Here is an 18,196-nt window from a genome sequence, read left to right as displayed (position 1 = left end):
GGCTCCTTTACGAAGCGGCGGACTGGCGGAGTTTGCGGCGCTGCCAGTTGCCGCGGATCGAGCTGATGACATTGGGGAGAAGGACGGACAGCACGAGCAGAGCGCCCGTGACGATGTTCAGCGCCTGCCCGGAGACGTCCTCCAGGCGCAGCGCGTTCTGCAGCGCGGTCAGCAGCACCACGCCGGCGAGGACGCCGGGCAGGCTGCCCTTTCCGCCGAAGATCGAGACGCCGCCCAGCAGGACGGCCGCGACCACGGCGAGTTCGAGTCCGGCGCCGTTGTCGGCCCGGGCACTGGAGTAGCGCAGCGTCCACAACACGCCGACCAGGCCGGCGACGGCGCCGCTTACGACGTACAGCCAGAATTTGGTCCGGGCCACCCGGATGCCGGCGAAATGCGCGGCCTGGGCGTTCGCGCCGATCGCGTAAAGCGATCGGCCGATCGGGGTGGCATGCAGGATGACCCCGAAGATCAAGGCCAAGACCACAATCAAGATCAAGACGTTGGGTACGGCTCCGTCAAGCCAAGGAAGCCAGCTCAGCGTTCCGGTGACCCAACCCGTGTAGTTGAACGGGAAGTCGGCCACCGCGCTGTCGCCCAGCACCACCAGGGCCAGGCCGCGGTAGAGCGCGAGGGTGCCGATCGTCACCGCCAGCGAGGGCAGGCCCAGCCCGGTGATCAGGAAGCCGTTGAACGCGCCGGCGACCGCACCGATCACGATGCAGAGCGGGATGATCGTCTCGATCGAGAGGCCGTGGTTCCAGAACCAGCCCATCAGCGAGCTGGTCAGGCCCAGGGTGCTGGCCACCGACAGGTCGATCTCGCCGGTCACGATGATGAACGTCATCGGCAGCGCGACCAGGATGATCGGCAGCAGGTCGAGCACCATGAAGGTGAAGTTCCGGCTGGTCCCGAAGTTGTCCACGGCCAGCGACGCGATGATCAGCACCAGCACGGTGAGCAGGATGATCGCCGTGTCCCAGCTCGCCAACTTCCTAGACATGGGCGTCCCTCTTTCGCAGCGAGCGGGCGATCCGCACGGCGACCAGCCGGTCGGCGCCGATGGCCAGGACGATCAGGGCGCCGACGATGGCCTGCTGCCAGAACTGGTTGATGTCGAGCACCGCCAGGGCGCTGCTGATCACGGTGAGCAACAGCGCGCCGAGCCCGGCGCCCCAGACCGTGCCGCTGCCGCCGAACACGGCCACCCCGCCGACCACGACCGCGGCCACCACGTTCAGCTCGTAGCCGGTGCCGGCCGACGCGTCGACCGTGCCGAACCGGGCCGCGAACAGCACTCCGGCCAGGCCGGCCAGGGCACCACTGAGGACGAACGCGCCGAGCAGGTTGCGGGCCACCTTGATGCCGGCCAGCTCGGCGGCCTGCGGGCTGGAACCCATCGCGTACAGCTCGCGGCCGACCCGGTAGTTGCGCATCACCCAGCTGGTGCCGCCCACCACGACCAGCGCGATCAGCACCAGCCACGGAACGCCGAGCAGGTTGTCGTTGGCGAAGTTGAGGAAGTGCGGGGGCAGCTCGTCCGCGTTGACCTGCGAGCCGCCGGCCCACGAGTAGGTGATGCCGCGGTACATGTACAGCGTGCCCAGGGTCACCACCAGGGCCGGGACCTTGCCGTAGCGGACCAGCACGCCGTTGAGCAGGCCCGCCGCGGCGCCGACGACCAGGCCGACGAGGATGGCGACGATCATCGGCAGGCCCGGGTGGTCGCTCATCATGGTGGCGACCGCGAAAGCCGAGATGCCGAGCACCGAACCCACGCTCAGGTCGATGTTCCGGGTGATCACGACGACCGCCTGGCCGGCGGCCATCACCGCCAGGATCGCGGTGTTCAGCAGGTTGTCGCGGATGCTCTGCCCGGACAGGAAGCGTGGATTACTGATCGTCGTGAAGAGAACCAGGGCCGCCAGCGCGAGCACGATCCCCAGCTCACGGGTCTTCAGGAGGTTCATGCCGCCCCCTGACCCATAGCGGCGTACATGACCGACTCTTCGGTGGCTTCGGCGCGATCCAGGACAGCGGCCACCCGGCCCTCGCGCAGGACGACGACCCGGTCGGCCATGCCCAGCACCTCGGGCAACTCGGACGAGACCATCACCACCGCGAGACCGTCGGCGGCCAGCGACGACATCAGCCGGTGCACCTCGGCCTTGGTGCCGACGTCGATGCCGCGGGTCGGCTCGTCGACGATCAGCAGCTGCGGGCTGGTGGAGAGCCACTTGGCCAGCACGACCTTCTGCTGGTTGCCACCGGAGAGGGTGCCGACCGGGTCGGCGAGGCTGCCCAGCTTGGTCTGCAGTTTCTGGGTCCAGGTCAGCGCCGCCTTCCGCTCGGCGCCGCCGAACAGCAGGCCGAGCCGGGCCAGCTTGCGAGCCCGGGGGAGCGTCACGTTGCGCTCGATCGACAGCTCCATGACCAGGCCCTGCTGGCGGCGGTCCTCGGGCACGAGCGCGAGGCCGGCCGCCATCGCGGCGCGCGGCGAGCCCCGCTTCAAGCTTCGGCCGCGCACCCGGACCGTGCCCGAGTCGTAGGGGTCGACGCCGAAGACCGCCTGCACGACCTCGGACCGGCCGGCGCCGACCAGGCCGGCCAGCGCGACGATCTCGCCGGCCCGGACGGTGAACGAGATGTCCCGGAAGACACCCTCGCGGGTGAGACCGGAAACTTCGAGCATCACCTCGCCCGGCGCAACCTCCTGCTTGGGGAAGAGCGCGCTCAGATCGCGGCCGACCATCCGGCGGATCATGTCGTCGACGGTGAGGTCGGCGACCAGCTCGGTGGCGACGTGCTTGCCGTCCCGCATGATCGTCACCCGCTGGCAGAGCTCGGTGATCTCCTCGAACCGGTGCGAGATGAACAGGATCGCCGCGCCCTCGTCGCGCAGTGACCGGACCACCGCGAACAGCCGGGCGACCTCCACCGCGGAGAGCGCGGCGGTCGGTTCGTCCATGATCAGGATGCGGGCCTCGCTGGACAGCGCCTTGGCGATCTCGACGAGCTGCTGGTCGGCGATCGACAGGCCGCGGGCCGGGCGGGTCGGGTCGAGGTGCACGCCCAGCCGCTGGAACAGCCGCTCGGCGTTCGCGTGCGTGGCCGGGCGGTCGATCTGGCGCAGGCGGGTCAGGGGCTGGTTGCCCATCGCGATGTTTTCCGCCACCGACAGGTCGGGGAAGAGGGTGGGCTCCTGATAGATCACCGCGATCCCGGCGGCCTTGGCGTCGGCCGGGCCGGTGAAGTCGACGTCGGTGTGCTCGATGCGAAGCGTGCCGGTGTCGGGGCGGTGCACGCCGGCCAGCATCTTCACGATCGTGGACTTGCCGGCGCCATTTTCCCCGACGAGGGCGTGGGCCTCACCGCCGTACAGCGGGAAGCTGACGCCCTGCACTGCCGCAACCGCGCCGAAGGATTTCGTCACGTCGTGGACCTCGAGCAGAGCCGCTGCCTCCGCCACGAGCCACCTCCCGGTCGTGGGGTTGAAATGTTTCACAAACGTAGGTGGCGCCAATCACACATGTCAAGCGTTGGGTGGAAACGCGGCGGAAACACGGCCGTTGCGCAGGTGGCAGGTACCGTAGGATCCTGCTTCAACGTTTCAACGGGAGGTCTGGCGGTGCTCAACAGCAGGACACCGTCCGTGAAGGACGTGGCCGCGGCCGCCGGCGTTTCGCTCGGCACGGTCTCCAACGTGATGAACCGTCCCGAAGTGGTCAGCGCCCGCACCCGGGAGCGGGTCGAGCGGGCGATGGCCGAGCTCGGTTTTGTGCGCAACGAGTCGGCCCGGCAGTTGCGCGCCGGCACCAGCCGCACCCTGGCCTACGTGATGCTGGACGGCACCAACCCGTTCTTCCACGACGTGGCCCAGGGCATCGAGCTGGCCGCGGAAGATGCCGATCTCTCGCTGTTCATCTGCAACAGCAACAGCCGCGCCGAGCGCGAGGAGGCGCACCTCGACCGCCTGCTGCAGCAGCGCGTCCAGGGCATCCTGATCACCCCGGTGAACTCCGAGGCGCCCTACCTCTACGACCTGACCCGCCGGGGTGTTCCGCTGGTGATCGTCGACCGCCGGCGCGACGACGAGAGCTGCTGCTCGGTCGCGGTCGACGACGTGCACGGCGGCCGGGTGGCGATCGAGCACCTGGTCGAGCAGGGGCATGCCCGAGTGGCGTTCATCGGCGGTCCTGAGTCGATCGGCCAGGTGCGCGAGCGCCTGCAGGGCGCCCGCGAGGTGTGGGCCGAGCTCGGCCTGCCCGCCGACGACCTGATCTTCCTGCCTACCGACGCGCTGACCGTGGCCGAGGGCCGCTCGGCCGGCGAGCGCCTGGCCGGGCTGCCCGCCCGCCGGCGCCCGACCGCCGCCTTCTGCGCCAACGACCTGCTCGCGCTGGGCCTGTTGCAGCAGGGCATCGGGGCCGGCCTGCGGGTTCCGGACGACCTGGCGATCGTCGGCTTCGACGACATCGAGTTCGCGGCCGCGGCCGCGGTCCCGCTGACCTCGGTGCGTCAGCCGCGCCAGGAGCTGGGCCGGGCCGCGGCGCAGCTGGTGCTCGACGAGGCGACCAACCCCGACCACGAGCACCAGCAGCTCTTCTTCACCCCCGAGTTGGTCGCCCGGGCGTCCTCCCGCGCACGCTAGACAACCTTTTTGCGTACGGGCCGGCTCAGTCCCGTGGCACTCGGTCCCGGCCGCTGCGACTCACCCTCCGCGCGCCCGCTGCGGGCGGGCCCGGCCCCACGCCGGCGGCCCTTCGGCCGCCGGGCGGGGTGGGGTCTCATTGCGCGAGAGTCGCGGCACGCGCCGGTGTCGCACCTCGGCCGCGGGGTGCCGGCGGTCGGGTGTGAATTGCGGTTGTGGGCGTCGCCGCCCGTACCGCTAAAGGATTTTGATTGCGGCCTTTAGCGTCGGTCGAACGGGTGGGCCGGGTCGAACGTCAGCAGCGCGGCCAGCCGGTGGGTTACCGGGCGGGCGGCCAGGTGCAGGCGGGCGATGTTCAGGCCGGCGTCGCCGATCACGGCCAGCAGGGCCAGGTCGCCGATCGCGTAGACCGAGAGGTAGCCGTTCTGGTTGCCGATCGTCACCTCGCGGAACGGGCCCTGCTGGAGGACGGAGCCGGTGGTGCGGCTGATGCCGCACGCGCCGGCCGCCAGTGCCGCGATGTCGTTCGGCTCGACGCCCGGCAGCGTGTCGTGCAGGATCAGCAACCCGTCCACCCCGCCGACGACGCTGCCGCTCACCCCGGTCACCTGATGTCGCAGGCTCGCCAGCTCATCGAGGATGGGTTCGGAGCCGAGCATGGTCATACCTCGAGTTCCGCCTCGATCTTTCGCAGTTGGTGCCGGGCGAGACCGAGGTTGGCCCGGTTCTTGCTGAGCGACAGGTAGAGAAAGAGCCCAGCGCTGCCGTTGATCAGCCGAATCAGGTGGTACTGCGAGTCCAGCGTGATGAGGATGTCCTCGATGCCGTCGGTGAAGCCGAGCATGTCGAGGGTGCGCAGCTTGGCGCGGACCACGTCGGTGTTGCCGGCGGCCGCGATGTTCATGTCCATGGTGGTCCCGCCACCCAGGGTGCCGAGGGTCAGGCCGCTGGTGTGGTCGACGAGCGCGACGCCGATGGCGCCCTCGATCGTCATGGCTTCCTTCAGGGACGTCTCGATGTTCGCCACGTTTCCTCCTTGATCGGCGACCACCTTGCCACGGCAAAATTAATTGCAGCTGAAAGTAATACGGAATCGGCGCAGGTCAGGCCGAAGATCGACATCCTCTGGGCGATCGACCCCGGAGGGGGTCGGGCGATCGGTCGCCGAGATCATCGGGGTGTCGGATGGACTTACCGAGCGGTAACCCCAGGACCGGCATCTTGACCGTGAACGGCCGTCGCCGTAATCTGCCTGCAACGTGTGAAACGTTTCATGAGATCTTGAAGGACGCCATGACTAACCCCGCAGTGCGTGAGCTTCTGGAGCGCAGCAACCGGCTCGGTGCCGATGCGCGCAACACCAACTACGCCGGGGGCAACACCTCGGCCAAGGGCACCGAGACCGACCCGGTCACCGGCGAGCCGGCCGAGCTGCTCTGGGTCAAGGGGTCCGGTGGCGACCTCGGCACACTGACCGAGAAGGGTCTCGCGGTGCTGCGGCTCGACCGGCTGCGCGCGCTCGCCGGGGTCTACCCGGGCGTCGAGCGCGAGGACGAGATGGTCGCCGCGTTCGACTTCTGCCTGCACGGGCGGGGCGGGGCCGCGCCGAGCATCGACACGGCCATGCACGGCCTGGTCGACGTCGCGCACGTCGACCACCTGCACCCCGACTCCGGCATCGCGATCGCCACCGCCGCCGACGGGCCGGCCCTGACCAAGGAGATCTTCGGCGACCGGGTGCTGTGGGTGCCGTGGCGGCGGCCGGGCTTCCAGCTCGGGCTCGACATCGCCGCGGTGCAGCGGGCCAACCCGCAGGCCATCGGGGTCATCCTGGGCGGGCACGGGATCACCGCCTGGGGCGCGACAAGCGCCGAGGCCGAGGCCAACTCGCGCGAGATCATCGCGCTGGCCGCCGACTACCTGGCCGCGCACGGCCGGCCGGAGCCGTTCGGCGCGGCCGTGCACCAGACCCTCGACGAGGCGGCTCGCCGCACCCGGGCGGCCGAGCTGTTCCCGATCCTGCGCGGGCTCGCCTCCACCGACCGGGCGCAGGTCGGGCACTACACCGACGCCGAGGTGGTGCTCGACTTCGTGAACAGCGCCCGGCTGCCCGAGCTGGCCGCGCTCGGCACCTCCTGCCCCGACCATTTCCTGCGCACCAAGGTGAAGCCGCTGGTGGTGGACACCGCGCCGGACGCGCCGCTGGACGAGGTGGCGGCCCGGCTCAAGGAGCTGCACGCGGCTTACCGGGACGACTACCGCGGCTACTACGAGCGCAACGCCGACGCGGGCTCGCCGGCGATGCGCGGGGCCGACCCGGCGATCGTGCTGGTGCCGGGCGTGGGCATGTTCTCGTTCGGGGCCAACAAGCAGACCGCGCGGGTGGCCGGCGAGTTCTACGTCAACGCCATCAACGTGATGCGCGGGGCCGAGTCGGTGTCGACCTACGCGCCGATCGGCGAGTCGGAGAAGTTCCGGATCGAGTACTGGGCGCTCGAGGAGGCCAAGCTCCAGCGGATGCCGAAGCCGAAGCCGCTGGCCACCCGGATCGCCTATGTGACCGGCGGCGGGTCGGGGATCGGGCGGGCGATCGCGCTGCGGCTCGCGGCCGAGGGCGCCTGCGTGATCGTGGCCGACCGCGACTTCGACGCCGCCAGGACGGTGGCGGGGGAGATCGGCGGCAGCGACGTGGCCATTGCGGTCGAAGCCGATGTAACCAGTGCGGCCGCGATCGCTGCTTCTGTAGAAAAATCAGTGCTCGCCTTCGGCGGGGTAGACCTGGTGGTCAACAACGCCGGGCTGTCCATCTCCAAGCCGCTGCTGGAGACCACCGAGGCCGACTGGGACCTGCAGCACGACGTGATGGCGAAGGGCTCGTTCCTGGTCTCCCGGGAGGCCGCCCGGGTGATGATCCCGCAGGGCATGGGCGGGGACGTCATCTACATCTCCAGCAAGAACTCGATCTTCGCGGGGCCGAACAACGTCGCCTACGGCGCCACCAAGGCCGACCAGGCCCATCAGGTGCGGTTGCTGGCGGCGGAGCTGGGCGCTTACGGCGTACGCGTCAATGGCATCAACCCCGACGGCGTCGTCCGTGGCTCCGGGATCTTCGCGGGCGGCTGGGGCGCGAAGCGCGCCGCCGTGTACGGCGTGCCCGAGGAGAAGCTCGGCGAGTACTACGCGCAGCGCACCCTGCTCAAGCGCGAGGTGCTGCCGGAGCACGTGGCCAACGCGGTCTTCGCGCTGACCGGCGGCGATCTGACTCACACCACCGGCCTGCACATCCCGGTCGACGCCGGGGTGGCGGCTGCTTTCCTGAGATGAACGCGTTCGCCGCGGTCGACCTCGGCGCGTCCAGCGGGCGCGTCATCGTCGGCCGGGTCGGGCCAACCCGCATCGAACTGTCCGAGGCGCACCGGTTCGGCAATGAGCCGGTGCGCGCGGGCGGCACGCTTTACTGGGACATCCTGCGCCTCTATCGCGGGGCGCTCGAAGGGCTGCGGAAAGCCGGGCCGGTGGACAGCATCGGCATCGACTCGTGGGCCGTCGACTATGGATTTGTCGACGGTTCGGGGGCGCTGCTCGGCAATCCGGTGCATTACCGCGACGGCCGAACCGACCGGGTTTCGGTGGCGGTGCCGGACGATCGGCTCTACGCGGTCGCCGGGCTGCAGAAGCTGCCGTTCAACACGATCTACCAGCTCATCGCGGCCCAGGGCACGCCGCAATACGAGGCGGCGCAGCGGCTTCTGCTCATTCCCGACCTGCTGGCCTATTGGCTGACCGGGGAGCTCGGGGCGGAATACACCAATGCGTCGACCACGGGACTGCTCGATGTGCGTACCCGGGAGTGGTCTTCGTCGTTGATTTCCGAACTCGGCCTTCGGCCTTCGCTCTTTCCGGAGATTCGGTCACCCGGCGCGAAAATCGGCGCCTTTGCCGGTACGCCGGTGGTGGCGGTCGGCTCGCATGACACCGCCTCGGCGGTCGTGGGCGTGCCGGCGGCCGGCGAGCGATTCGCCTATATCTCCTGCGGAACGTGGTCGCTGGTCGGGCTGGAACTCGATCAGCCGGTGCTGTCCGAGGAGTCCCGGCGGGCAAACTTCACCAACGAGGGCGGCGTCGACGGCACCATCCGCTACCTGCGGAACGTGATGGGCCTGTGGCCGTTGCAGGAGGCCATGCGCGAGTGGGAGATATCCGATATTTCCGGGCTGTTGGCGCGAGCGGCCGGAGAGCCGGCGCTGAAGCATGTCGTTGATTTGGACGATCCGGTCTTTCTGCCCCCGGGCGACATGATCGGGCGCCTCGCCGCGGCCGCCGGCATCTCCCGGGAGGCCGACCCGGCCGTGCTGACCCGGTGCATTCTGGACAGTCTCGCGGTGGCCCACCGGCGAGCGGTCGAACAGGCCCAGGAACTGGCCGGGCGCGCGGTCGACGCCGTGCACGTCGTCGGCGGCGGCGCCCGCAACGAGCTGCTCTGCCAGCTCACCGCGGACGCGTGCGGCCTGCCGGTGCTGGCCGGTCCGGTGGAGGCGACCGCACTCGGTAATCTCCTCGTTCAGGCGCGCGCCGCCGGAGTGATCGGCGGCGAGCTGGCAGCGCTTCGCGCCGTTCTGCGGGAGACTCAGCAGATCGTGCGCTACGAGCCGGGCGGCGACCCGGCCGCGTGGCGAGCGGCGGCCAAACGGATCTCCGGTTAAGGAGGCGGTGGGGTGCGGATCGCGTTGTTCGTGACGTGCTTGGCCGACACCATGTTCCCGGCCGCGGCCAAGGCGACCGTGCTGCTCTTGGAGCGGCTCGGCCACGAGGTCGTGTTCCCGCAGGAGCAGACGTGCTGCGGCCAGATGCACATCAACACGGGTTATCAGAAGGACGCGTTGCCGCTGGTCAAACGGCACGTGCGCACCTTCGAACCGTACGACGTGGTGGTTGCGCCGTCCGGCAGTTGCGTCGGGTCGGTGCGGCATCAGCACGCGATGGTGGCCGGCTCTGACGCGGGTCTCGCCGCCCGCGCCTCGGCCGTCGCCGCCCGCACCTATGAGCTGTCCGAACTGCTGGTCGACGTGCTCGGCGTCGAGGACGTCGGGGCGTACTACCCGCATCGGGTGACCTACCACCCCACCTGCCACTCGCTGCGGGTGCTGCGGGTCGGCGACAAGCCGGAGCGGCTACTGCGCAACGTGCGCGGCCTCGACCTGGTCGAACTGCCGGCGGCCGAGCAGTGCTGCGGCTTCGGCGGCACGTTCTCGGTCAAGAACGCCGACACGTCGACCGCGATGCTCGCCGACAAGATGCGCCACGTGCTGGACACCGGCGCCGACGTCTGCACGGCCGGCGACGCCTCCTGCCTGATGCACATCGGCGGCGGCCTGTCCCGGCTGCAGACCGGAGTGCGAACCGTGCACCTCGCCGAGATCCTGGCATCGACGGAGGCCTGATGAGCACATTCCTGGGGATGCCGGTCCACGCGCCACGCGGCGTCGGCCACCTGCGGGGCGACGAGTCGTTCCCGGCCGCCGCCCGGACCGCGCTCGGCGACTCCCAGCTGCGCCGGAACCTGCAGCACGCGACCACCACGATCCGCGGCAAGTCCGGCCGGGTCATCGCCGAACTGCCGGACTGGCAGGAACTGCGGTCGGCCGGGTCGGCGCTCAAGGCTTCCACCATGGCTCGCCTACCGGAACTGCTCGAACAGCTGGAGGAGAAGGTCACCGCGGCCGGCGGAGTGGTGCACTGGGCGGCCGACGCCAACGAGGCCAACCAGATCGTCACCGACCTGGTCCGGGCGACCGGCTCGCAGCGGGTCATCAAGGTGAAGTCGATGGCCACCCAGGAGATCGGGCTCAACGAGGCGCTCGAGGCGGCCGGGATCACCCCGGTCGAGACCGATCTCGCCGAGCTGATCGTGCAGTTGGGGAACGACAAACCCAGCCACATCCTGGTGCCGGCCATCCACCGGAACCGGTCGGAGATCCGGGAGATCTTCCTGCGGGCCATGCCCGGCGTCGATCCCAAGCTGACCGACGACCCGCCGGTGCTGGCCGGGGCGGCCCGGCGCTATCTCCGGGAAACCTTCATGAGTACGACGGTCGCCGTCTCCGGAGCCAACTTCGCGATCGCCGACACCGGGACCCTGGCCGTGGTCGAGTCCGAGGGGAACGGGCGGATGTGCCTGACCCTGCCGGAAACCCTGATCACCGTGATGGGCATCGAGAAGCTGGTGCCCACCTGGCAGGACCTTGAGGTGTTCCTGCAACTGCTGCCGCGGGCCTCGACCGGCGAGCGGATGAACCCGTACACGTCGATGTGGACCGGGGTGACGCCCGGCGACGGCCCGCAGAACTTCCATCTCGTGCTGCTCGACAACGGCCGCACCGCGGTGCTGGCGGACGAGGTGGGGCGGCAGGCGCTGCACTGCATCCGGTGCTCGGCCTGCCTGAACGTGTGCCCGGTCTACGAGCGCACCGGCGGGCACGCGTACGGCTCGGTCTATCCCGGCCCGATCGGCGCGATCCTGTCGCCGCAGCTCACCGGGGTCGAGGACAACGCTTCGCTGCCGTACGCGTCGTCGCTGTGCGGTGCCTGCTTCGACGCCTGCCCGGTGAAGATCGACATCCCGTCGATCCTGGTCCACCTGCGCAATCAGGCCCCACACCCGCGCACCGAGGCGGCGGTGATGGCGGCCGCCGCGTACACGATGGACCATCCCCGCCTTTATCGGTCCGCGCAGCGGGCCGCCAAGCTCTCCCGGATCGCCGGCCGGCGCGGCCGGGGTCTGCCGCCGCCGCTGAACGGCTGGTCGGCGAGCCGCGACCTGCCCGCACCGCCGAAGGAGACGTTCCGCGATTGGTGGCGGAACCGATGAGCTCGAAGAACATCATCCTCGACCGGATTCGCGCGGCCCTCGCGTCCGGCGCCGAGTCGCCGGAGATCCCGCGGGACTACCGGCGCGGCCCCGCCGAGGTCGACCTGGACCTGCTGGTCGAGCGACTGGTCGACTACAAGGCCGTGGTGCACCGGCTTAATCCCGAAAAATCCGGTATCGAGCCGGTGATCGGCGGCGGGGTCGAGGGCAGTGGGCCGCAGGCCGGTGTCGCAGACGCGCGGCCGCTCGACGGCGTTGAGGCGGAGGGTGCAGCGGGCGGCGGCTCGGGCGGTGAGCGGGCTGCGAGTGCTGGCGCGGCGGCGGTGCGGGCGGCGATCGCCGACATTCTCGGCGCCGGGACCGTCGTCGTACCCCCGGGTCTGCCGTTGGAATGGCTGCCGGACGGCGTCGTCGGGCTGGTCGACGACGGCCTCTCGGCGGAGCGGATCGCGGCCGCCGACGGAGTGGTGACGGCCGCGGCCGTAGCGGTCGTCGAGACCGGGACGATCGTGCTGGACGCCTCGCCCGACCAGGGCCGGCGGATCATCTCGCTGCTTCCCGACCTGCACATCTGCGTGCTGCGAGCCGACCAGGTGGTGGCCTCGGTGCCGGAGGCGGTGGCGCGACTCGACCCGACCCGCCCGCTGACCTGGATCAGCGGCCCGTCAGCCACCAGCGACATCGAACTGAACCGCGTCGAGGGCGTCCACGGCCCCCGAAACCTGCACGTGATCCTCACGGGGTAATCAACGGGTTCGCTTCGGACTAAGGTCGTCCCGTGACCACACCTGTACCTCTGCCGCCGTCCGACAACGAGCGTGAGCGCGCGGCCGAGCTGCTGCAACGCGCCTGTGGCGACGGGCGGCTGACGCTTGAGGAATTCAGCGTGCGGGTCGGGGCGGTCTGGGCCGCCGAGAGTGGGCAGGAACTGGAGAAAGCCACCTCGGGTCTGGCCGTCACGCCGATCGTCGGGTCGGCGCAGAGCATCGACAGCGTCACCACCATCTTCAGCGAGAGCAAGCGGCGGGGGCGCTGGCGGCTGCGGTCGCCGCGGCTGTGGCTGCGCACCTTTTTCGGGGCCACCGAGCTCGACCTGCGCGAGGTGCTGACCAGCGAGAGCACGATCGAGATCGGTGGCCTGTGCATGTTCGGTCAGGTGACCGTCATCGTGCCCGAGGGCGTCGAGGTCGACCTGACCGGTGCCGTCGTCTTCTCCAGTCACGACCTGCGGCTCGCGCCGGTGCCGCGGGTGCCGGGCACGCCCGAGGTGCGGGTCGACATCGCCACCTGGTTCGGCCAGGTGCAGGTGATCAGCAAGCGGTCGCTGCCCTACTGATCGATCTGCACCCAGACCTCGTCCAGGGTGCCTTGGAACTGGTCGTTGTCGGTGTACGACCCCTTGCCGCCGACGCTCAGCGGGATCCAGTTGGTTATCGACAGGTCGGGCGGGATCGTGGTCCGGCCCGCGCGCTTGCCGTCGACCAGGATCGTCAGCGACGAGCCGGATCGCCGGCACTCCAGGGTGTGCCAGCGGTTGTCGGCGACGGACACCATTCCCATCGCCACGTTGATCTCCGGGCTCAGGTCGTCCACCAGCACGCAACTGGGGCGGCCGGCCGCACCGTCGATCTGCAGCTTGTACTGGCTTCCCCGGGCGGAGTAGCCCTTCTGCAGGACGTTCTCGCCCTTGGTCGTCTCGTTGGGAGCCAGCTGCACCGACGCTCCGAACCGGATGTTGCGCGGGCCCGGGTTGAGCTCGTCCGAGGTGACCGTGCGCAGCGCGATCCGCGGGCAGGGCTCGATCTGGCAGGGGCGCGGGAACGTCAGGGCGCTGCCGCCGGCGTGGGCGACCAGGTTGAACGCCCCGCCGTACCGGGCCACCGGACTCAGGTCGTGCCCGTGCCCGGTGACGTCGGCCAGCGGAGTGTGGCCGTCGAAGGTGTAGCGGACCACATAGTTGGCGGCAGCGGTCGTGCCGGGGACGGTGGTCGCGGAGGCGGACGGGCCGGCCAGGCCGACGGTCGCCAGCGCCACCGCGCTGAGGAGGGCGCGTCGCATCAGTCGAACGACGCGAATCGCCTCTGGGTTCGGCCGCCGATGGTGGTGAAGTCACCACCGACCGCGACCGTGCCGTGCTGCGCGTCGACCCCGATGGTGCGGACCCCGACGATGCCGTTGGCCTGCGGCGCCCAGTCGCTCAGCGAGCCGTCACTGCGCACCGCGGCCAGCTTGACCCGAGTTTCCGAGCCCTCCGTGCAGGTGCCGTGCGCACCGGTTTCGTCGCTGGTGCAGGCCCGGTCGAAATGCCCGCCGACGTAGGCGGTGCCGTCCAGAACCGCGACGGCCTGGGCGTCACCGTCGAAGACCCGGGTCCAACGGGTACGGCCGGTGGTGCTGAACGAGGCGGCCCGGCCACCCTGTCCACCCATCGCCGCGTACACCCCGTTGTCGTCGACCGCGATCGAGTAGACCACGGCCGGAACCGACGGGCGGAAGCGTCGGTCGAGCTCGCCGTAGGTGGCGTCGACCGCGGCGAGGCGCAGCGTGGCGCTGTCGTCGGCGCGGTGGAAGCTGCCACCCAGGTAGACCTTGGAGTTGCGGTAGGCCAGCGAGTAGACGGTGTTGTCCGCGCTGGGCGTCCAGTCGTCGTCGAGTTCGCCGCTGTCCAGCGAGAACGCGGCCAGCCGCTCGCGGTCCTGCCGGTCCACCCGGCTGATCGTGCCGGCCAGGTAGAGCCGGCCGTTGCCGACGGCGAGCGCCCGCGGGCTGCCCTCGATGCCGTGCTGGAAGGAGCTGACGGCGCCGGAGTCGGCATCGATCTTGGCCAGCGAGTCGCGGGTGCGACCGGAGACCTGGCCGAAGTCGCCGGCGGCGAAGACCGAGCTGTCGGAGATGGCGAGCGCGCGGACGATGCCGTCGGCGCGGGGCTGCCAGTCGAGGAGGCGGCCGGAGTCGGTGTCGAACGCGGCGAGGCGTTCCCGGGAGACGGTGCGACCACCCACGGTGGTGCTGGTGAAGGAGCCGCCGACGTACACGGTGTCGCCGCGGTAGGCGATCGCGTACACCGAGCCGTTGAAGGAGGGCGTCATCCGGGCGGTCTGACCGACCGCCGCGTCGGCGGGCTGCGCGACGGCGCAGACTGCGAGAGCCACCGCGCCGCCGACGGCGATGCGGCGAACATGCTTTGAGATACGCACGCCGGGCTAACGCTCGTCCCCCGCATCAGGATGCGCCGGTAATGGTGGGCTGGATAGAATTTGTCCAGGTGTGCCGGGAAGTCTGGTCGGCGGTCGGTTTACGTCGTACGAGAGAGGCCCGGTTTGCGGCTTTTACGCTCAGAAACCTTCGCCGGCGTGCTCATGCTCGCCGCGACGATCCTTGCCCTGACGTGGGCGAATTCCCCGCTGCGCTCGTCCTACTTTGACATTTCGGGCATATCGGTCGCGGGATTGTCGCTGTCCGGGTGGGCGTCCGACGGATTGCTCGCGATCTTCTTCTTCGTGGCCGGGCTCGAACTCAAACGCGAGTTGGTAGTGGGCGAGCTGCGCGACCCGCGGCGAGCGGCCCTGCCGGTGGCGGCCGCGGTGGGCGGCATGATCGTCCCGGCCCTGCTCTTCACGGCGATCAACGGCGCCTCCCGCGGCTGGGCCATCCCGACCGCGACGGACATCGCGTTCGCGCTGGCCGTGCTGGCCGTGGTCGGCCGCAACCTGCCACCCGCGCTGCGCACCTTCCTGCTCACCCTGGCCGTGGTCGACGACCTGCTGGCCATCCTGCTCATCGCGATCTTCTACACCTCGACCCTGCACGCGGTGCCGCTGCTGCTGGCGCTGTTCCCGCTGGCCGGCTTCGGTATGGCGGTGCAGCGCCGGGTGCGTTCGTGGTGGCTGCTGCTGCCGCTGGCCGCCCTGACCTGGGCGTTCGTGCACGCCTCGGGGGTGCATGCCACGGTGGCCGGGGTGCTGCTCGCCTTCACCGTCCCGGCCGACCTGGCCGAACGCTTCGAACATCGCTGGCGGCCGCTGTCGTCGGCGGTCGCGGTGCCGGTGTTCGCCTTCTTCGCGGCCGGAGTCACGATCACGGGCGGGCTGGGCGAGGCCCTGACCGACCCGGTCACGGTCGGCGTGATCGTCGGCCTGGTAGCCGGCAAGACCATCGGCATCACCGGAGCGACCTGGTTGGTGCATCGTTTGACCCCCGCCGGGTTGGCGCCCGAGCTGGCCTGGTGGGACGTGCTCGGCCTGGCAATGCTCGGCGGCGTCGGCTTCACGGTCTCCATGCTGATAGGCGAGCTCGCCTACGGCCCCGGCACCCCCGCCGACCAACACGCCAAGCTGGGCGTCCTGCTGGGTTCTCTGCTGGCAGCCGTGCTCGCCGCGATCATCCTCCGACTCCGCAGTCGCCGAATGTCGCTGGGTCGCTAGGCCTACCAGGCAAGTTGCCGAGAACCCGGGAGTTTTCGGCGTTCGTAAACTCCCCCATCACGCGACCCGTCTCGACTTATCGACCCGGTCGTATGTAAAGTTGACCCATGACTACACGGGCGCCGCGGTCGTCGGGGTATTGCGCGCCCTCAGGAACTTCGCGGTCGGGCATGGGTGTTCGGGTTATTCTGGTATTCCGCTGTCAGCGGAGAACGCCATTTTCCCGAACGGGTGTGCCGATGACCATCGAACTCAACCCACCGACCAGCAGCGTCGAGCTGGTTCGCCGGGCATCCGAGGCCCTGGCTGCCCGGCTCCCGGCCGGCTGGTCGCTACGGCCGGCCACCATCGACGCGGCCGTGGACAGGGGAGTGGACGCCGCTTTCGACCTCGCTGCTCCGGATGGCCGGTCCGCCGTGCTGATAATCGAGGCGAAGAACGTGGCGGAGGTCCGGGACGTGCCGGGCGTTGTCCGGCAAATAGCCGCCTATGTCGGGCAGGTGGACAACGGCTACGGCGTCCTGGTCGCCCGCTACCTGTCCCCTCAGGTGCGAAGCGCGCTCACCGAGAGCGGTGTGTCGTTCGTCGACGCCACCGGCAACATCCGTGTCGAGCTGTCGGCACCGGGCCTGTACCTCGGTGACCGTGGCGCGGATGCGGATCCGTGGCGTGGGCGGGGCAGGCCACGCGGCACGCTCAAGGGCGCACCGGCCGCCCGGATCGTGCGGGCGATCGCTGACATCCCCGGCGAATGGACAATTCGCGAGTTGGTCCGAGGGGCCGGCGTGTCCACCGGGACCGGCTACCGGGTCATCGACTTCCTCGAACGGGAAGACCTGGCCACGCGCGAAGAGCGCGGGCGGATAGCGGTCCCGAGCTGGGAGAAGGTCCTGCGCAGGTGGAGCGAGGACTACAGCTTCGTCGGTGACAGCCGGGTCACTCGATGGATCGCCCCCCGTGGTCTCGAGGCTCTGCTGAAACGCATCGCGCAGACCGGGCCGGTGGACTACGCGATCACCGGGACGGTTGCCGCGGCCGAATGGGCGGAGTACGCACCGGCGCGGGCCGCGGCGATCTACACCGCAGACGCCGAGTCGGCCGCCGCCGACTGGGGGCTGCGCGCGGCCGATGCCGGCGCCAACGTGCTGCTGGCCGAGCCCGAGATCGACGTTCCGTTCGTTCGAACGGTCACGAATACCGCTGGCCTCCGGCTTGCGGCCCCCTCCCAGGTCGTCGTGGATCTGATGACCGGGCCGGGCCGCAACCCGCAGGAGGCCGAGGAACTCATGGAATGGATGAAGAACAATGAGGATTCCTGGCGGGCCGGGTAGCCGTCCCGCAGACCTGCTGGTCAGATCGCGATCCGTCATGCTGGACGCGCTCGAAGCCCTGGCGGAGCACCGCGCCGCGGTGGTCGTCATCGGTGCCCAGGCCGTCTACCTGCGAACGGGCCGAGCCCAGGTGGCTCTCGCCGAGGCGACCAAGGACAGCGACCTGGCGATAGATCCGCGGACACTGGGTGAGGATCCGCGCGTGGAAGCGGCGATGAGGGCCGCCGGCTTCGTGCCGGATCCACGCCACGGGCAGCCCGGAGCATGGGTGAACGTGGACGGCATTCCGGTCGATCTCATGGTCCCGGAATCCTTCGCCGGGGCCGGTGGGCCCAACGCTCGTGGTGCGCGTGTGCCGCCGCACGATCGCCGGGCCATGCGCCGTGCTCGCGGCCTGGAAGCAACCCTGGTCGACAGCACGGTGGAGAAGGTCAACGCGCTCGATCCGGCCGACCCGCGTTCCTTCGAGGCCAGGGTGGCTGGGCCCGCCGCGCTCCTGGTCGCGAAGACTTACAAGATCGCCGAGCGGATCGACACACCTCGTCGTCTTGTCGACAAAGACGCGCACGATATGTACCGCATCCTGGTCGCGCTGGAGACCGAGCCGCTGGCGGAGAGTTTTCGCCGTCTTCTGGCCGATCCGATCAGTGCGTCGACCACAGCGCACGCACTTGAGGAGATAGCTGAGCTGGCCGCGCCCGGCCCGCAGGCACTCGTGCCGATGATGGCCGGGCGTGCAGAGGAGGGAATCGGCGATCCGGTGACGGTGGCCCTGTCAACGTCGCTGTTGGCCCGAGACCTACTCACCGCGCTGGCCTAGGCCGCTACTCTGAGCTGGGGTTTTTCTGAAACGGCCGGTTTTACTGATTCAGTAAAACCGGCCGTTTTTGGCAAACTTTTCCGCTCGGCGGCCGCTGGGTGT

General features: G+C 69.9%; 17 protein-coding genes. 10 read left to right on the top strand and 7 right to left on the bottom strand.

Annotated elements, in window-relative coordinates; all coding sequences use genetic code 11:
• Positions 1-7: 7 nt before the first annotated feature.
• Genes Ate02nite_RS11935 through Ate02nite_RS11925 form a run of 3 tightly spaced genes read right to left on the bottom strand, consistent with a single transcriptional unit; the run spans position 8 to position 3,469 of the window.
• Positions 8-1,003: an ABC transporter permease gene (locus tag Ate02nite_RS11935; protein ID WP_203803891.1), complete on the bottom strand. Its 996-nt coding sequence runs from the start codon at positions 1,001-1,003 to the stop codon at positions 8-10.
• Positions 996-1,970, bottom strand: a complete 975-nt coding sequence (locus Ate02nite_RS11930; protein WP_203803889.1) for an ABC transporter permease — start codon at positions 1,968-1,970, stop codon at positions 996-998. The genes Ate02nite_RS11935 and Ate02nite_RS11930 overlap by 8 nt, the downstream gene beginning before the upstream one ends.
• Positions 1,967-3,469 (bottom strand): sugar ABC transporter ATP-binding protein, encoded by a 1,503-nt coding sequence (locus Ate02nite_RS11925; RefSeq protein ID WP_203803887.1) that lies wholly within the window; start codon positions 3,467-3,469, stop codon positions 1,967-1,969. The genes Ate02nite_RS11930 and Ate02nite_RS11925 overlap by 4 nt, the downstream gene beginning before the upstream one ends.
• Before the next feature lie 183 nt (positions 3,470-3,652).
• Between Ate02nite_RS11925 and Ate02nite_RS11920 the strand changes: the two genes are divergently transcribed.
• Positions 3,653-4,651, top strand: coding sequence for a LacI family DNA-binding transcriptional regulator (locus Ate02nite_RS11920; protein ID WP_239147326.1), 999 nt, complete (start codon positions 3,653-3,655; stop codon positions 4,649-4,651).
• Positions 4,652-4,911: 260 nt separating this feature from the next.
• Here Ate02nite_RS11920 and Ate02nite_RS11915 read toward each other — a convergent pair whose 3' ends face one another.
• Both Ate02nite_RS11915 and Ate02nite_RS11910 read right to left on the bottom strand, forming a co-directional pair.
• Complete coding sequence (locus Ate02nite_RS11915; RefSeq protein WP_239147325.1) at positions 4,912-5,310, bottom strand: roadblock/LC7 domain-containing protein; 399 nt, start codon at positions 5,308-5,310, stop codon at positions 4,912-4,914.
• Between the two features lie 2 nt (positions 5,311-5,312).
• Positions 5,313-5,678, bottom strand: coding sequence for a hypothetical protein (locus Ate02nite_RS11910; protein ID WP_203803869.1), 366 nt, complete (start codon positions 5,676-5,678; stop codon positions 5,313-5,315).
• 266 nt (positions 5,679-5,944) lie between these two features.
• Between Ate02nite_RS11910 and Ate02nite_RS11905 the strand changes: the two genes are divergently transcribed.
• From Ate02nite_RS11905 to Ate02nite_RS11880, 6 genes are read left to right on the top strand one after another with little or no spacing between them, the layout of a single operon-like run.
• Positions 5,945-7,975, top strand: coding sequence for a bifunctional aldolase/short-chain dehydrogenase (locus Ate02nite_RS11905; protein ID WP_203803866.1), 2,031 nt, complete (start codon positions 5,945-5,947; stop codon positions 7,973-7,975).
• Positions 7,972-9,354: a rhamnulokinase gene (locus Ate02nite_RS11900; RefSeq protein WP_203803864.1), complete on the top strand. Its 1,383-nt coding sequence runs from the start codon at positions 7,972-7,974 to the stop codon at positions 9,352-9,354. Before Ate02nite_RS11905 ends, Ate02nite_RS11900 begins: the two co-directional genes overlap by 4 nt.
• A gap of 12 nt (positions 9,355-9,366) precedes the next feature.
• Positions 9,367-10,092 carry a (Fe-S)-binding protein gene (locus tag Ate02nite_RS11895; protein ID WP_203803862.1) on the top strand — a complete coding sequence of 242 codons (726 nt, stop codon included), beginning with the start codon at positions 9,367-9,369 and terminating at the stop codon, positions 10,090-10,092.
• Positions 10,092-11,519 (top strand): lactate utilization protein B, encoded by a 1,428-nt coding sequence (locus Ate02nite_RS11890; RefSeq protein ID WP_203803860.1) that lies wholly within the window; start codon positions 10,092-10,094, stop codon positions 11,517-11,519. Before Ate02nite_RS11895 ends, Ate02nite_RS11890 begins: the two co-directional genes overlap by 1 nt.
• Positions 11,516-12,265: a LutC/YkgG family protein gene (locus Ate02nite_RS11885; protein WP_239147324.1), complete on the top strand. Its 750-nt coding sequence runs from the start codon at positions 11,516-11,518 to the stop codon at positions 12,263-12,265. Before Ate02nite_RS11890 ends, Ate02nite_RS11885 begins: the two co-directional genes overlap by 4 nt.
• Positions 12,266-12,297: 32 nt before the next feature.
• The gene (locus tag Ate02nite_RS11880; RefSeq protein WP_203803858.1) at positions 12,298-12,855 is read left to right on the top strand and encodes a DUF1707 SHOCT-like domain-containing protein; all 558 of its coding nucleotides are present in this window, start codon (positions 12,298-12,300) and stop codon (positions 12,853-12,855) included.
• Here the strand turns inward: Ate02nite_RS11880 and Ate02nite_RS11875 are convergent.
• Together Ate02nite_RS11875 and Ate02nite_RS11870 are read right to left on the bottom strand one after the other, a co-directional pair.
• On the bottom strand, positions 12,849-13,577 hold the full coding sequence (locus Ate02nite_RS11875; RefSeq protein ID WP_203803856.1) for a LamG-like jellyroll fold domain-containing protein: 729 nt from the start codon (positions 13,575-13,577) through the stop codon (positions 12,849-12,851). The genes Ate02nite_RS11880 and Ate02nite_RS11875 overlap by 7 nt on opposite strands.
• Positions 13,577-14,716, bottom strand: a complete 1,140-nt coding sequence (locus Ate02nite_RS11870) for a PQQ-binding-like beta-propeller repeat protein (RefSeq protein WP_203803853.1) — start codon at positions 14,714-14,716, stop codon at positions 13,577-13,579. Before Ate02nite_RS11870 ends, Ate02nite_RS11875 begins: the two co-directional genes overlap by 1 nt.
• Positions 14,717-14,839: 123 nt before the next feature.
• Here Ate02nite_RS11870 and nhaA point away from each other — a divergent pair, with 123 nt between their 5' ends.
• The 3 genes from nhaA (at position 14,840) to Ate02nite_RS11855 (ending at position 18,094) form a co-directional block, all read left to right on the top strand.
• Entirely contained in the window at positions 14,840-15,943 is a 1,104-nt protein-coding gene (gene nhaA / locus Ate02nite_RS11865) for a Na+/H+ antiporter NhaA (protein ID WP_275422853.1), read from the top strand.
• Between the two features lie 239 nt (positions 15,944-16,182).
• Positions 16,183-17,274, top strand: coding sequence for a hypothetical protein (locus Ate02nite_RS11860; protein WP_203803844.1), 1,092 nt, complete (start codon positions 16,183-16,185; stop codon positions 17,272-17,274).
• 37 nt (positions 17,275-17,311) lie between these two features.
• Positions 17,312-18,094 (top strand): hypothetical protein, encoded by a 783-nt coding sequence (locus Ate02nite_RS11855; protein ID WP_203803842.1) that lies wholly within the window; start codon positions 17,312-17,314, stop codon positions 18,092-18,094.
• Positions 18,095-18,196: the final 102 nt, after the last annotated feature.

It is taken from the genome of Paractinoplanes tereljensis, assembly GCF_016862435.1.
GTDB classification, from domain to species: domain Bacteria; phylum Actinomycetota; class Actinomycetes; order Mycobacteriales; family Micromonosporaceae; genus Actinoplanes; species Actinoplanes tereljensis.
This window is presented reverse-complemented; position numbering and strand designations above follow the sequence as displayed.

Excerpts from the sequence above, each read along its gene's own strand:
- Ate02nite_RS11915 (WP_239147325.1), bottom strand. The coding sequence starts at position 5,310 with ATGCTCGGCTCCGAACCCATCCTCGATGAGCTGGCGAGCCTGCGACAT.
- Ate02nite_RS11855 (WP_203803842.1), top strand. The coding sequence starts at position 17,312 with ATGCTGGACGCGCTCGAAGCCCTGGCGGAGCACCGCGCCGCGGTGGTC.
- Ate02nite_RS11930 (WP_203803889.1), bottom strand. The coding sequence starts at position 1,970 with ATGAACCTCCTGAAGACCCGTGAGCTGGGGATCGTGCTCGCGCTGGCG.
- Ate02nite_RS11905 (WP_203803866.1), top strand. The coding sequence starts at position 5,945 with ATGACTAACCCCGCAGTGCGTGAGCTTCTGGAGCGCAGCAACCGGCTC.
- Ate02nite_RS11890 (WP_203803860.1), top strand. The coding sequence starts at position 10,092 with ATGAGCACATTCCTGGGGATGCCGGTCCACGCGCCACGCGGCGTCGGC.
- Ate02nite_RS11860 (WP_203803844.1), top strand. The coding sequence starts at position 16,183 with ATGACCATCGAACTCAACCCACCGACCAGCAGCGTCGAGCTGGTTCGC.
- Ate02nite_RS11935 (WP_203803891.1), bottom strand. The coding sequence starts at position 1,003 with ATGTCTAGGAAGTTGGCGAGCTGGGACACGGCGATCATCCTGCTCACC.
- Ate02nite_RS11875 (WP_203803856.1), bottom strand. The coding sequence starts at position 13,577 with ATGCGACGCGCCCTCCTCAGCGCGGTGGCGCTGGCGACCGTCGGCCTG.
- Ate02nite_RS11900 (WP_203803864.1), top strand. The coding sequence starts at position 7,972 with ATGAACGCGTTCGCCGCGGTCGACCTCGGCGCGTCCAGCGGGCGCGTC.
- Ate02nite_RS11885 (WP_239147324.1), top strand. The coding sequence starts at position 11,516 with ATGAGCTCGAAGAACATCATCCTCGACCGGATTCGCGCGGCCCTCGCG.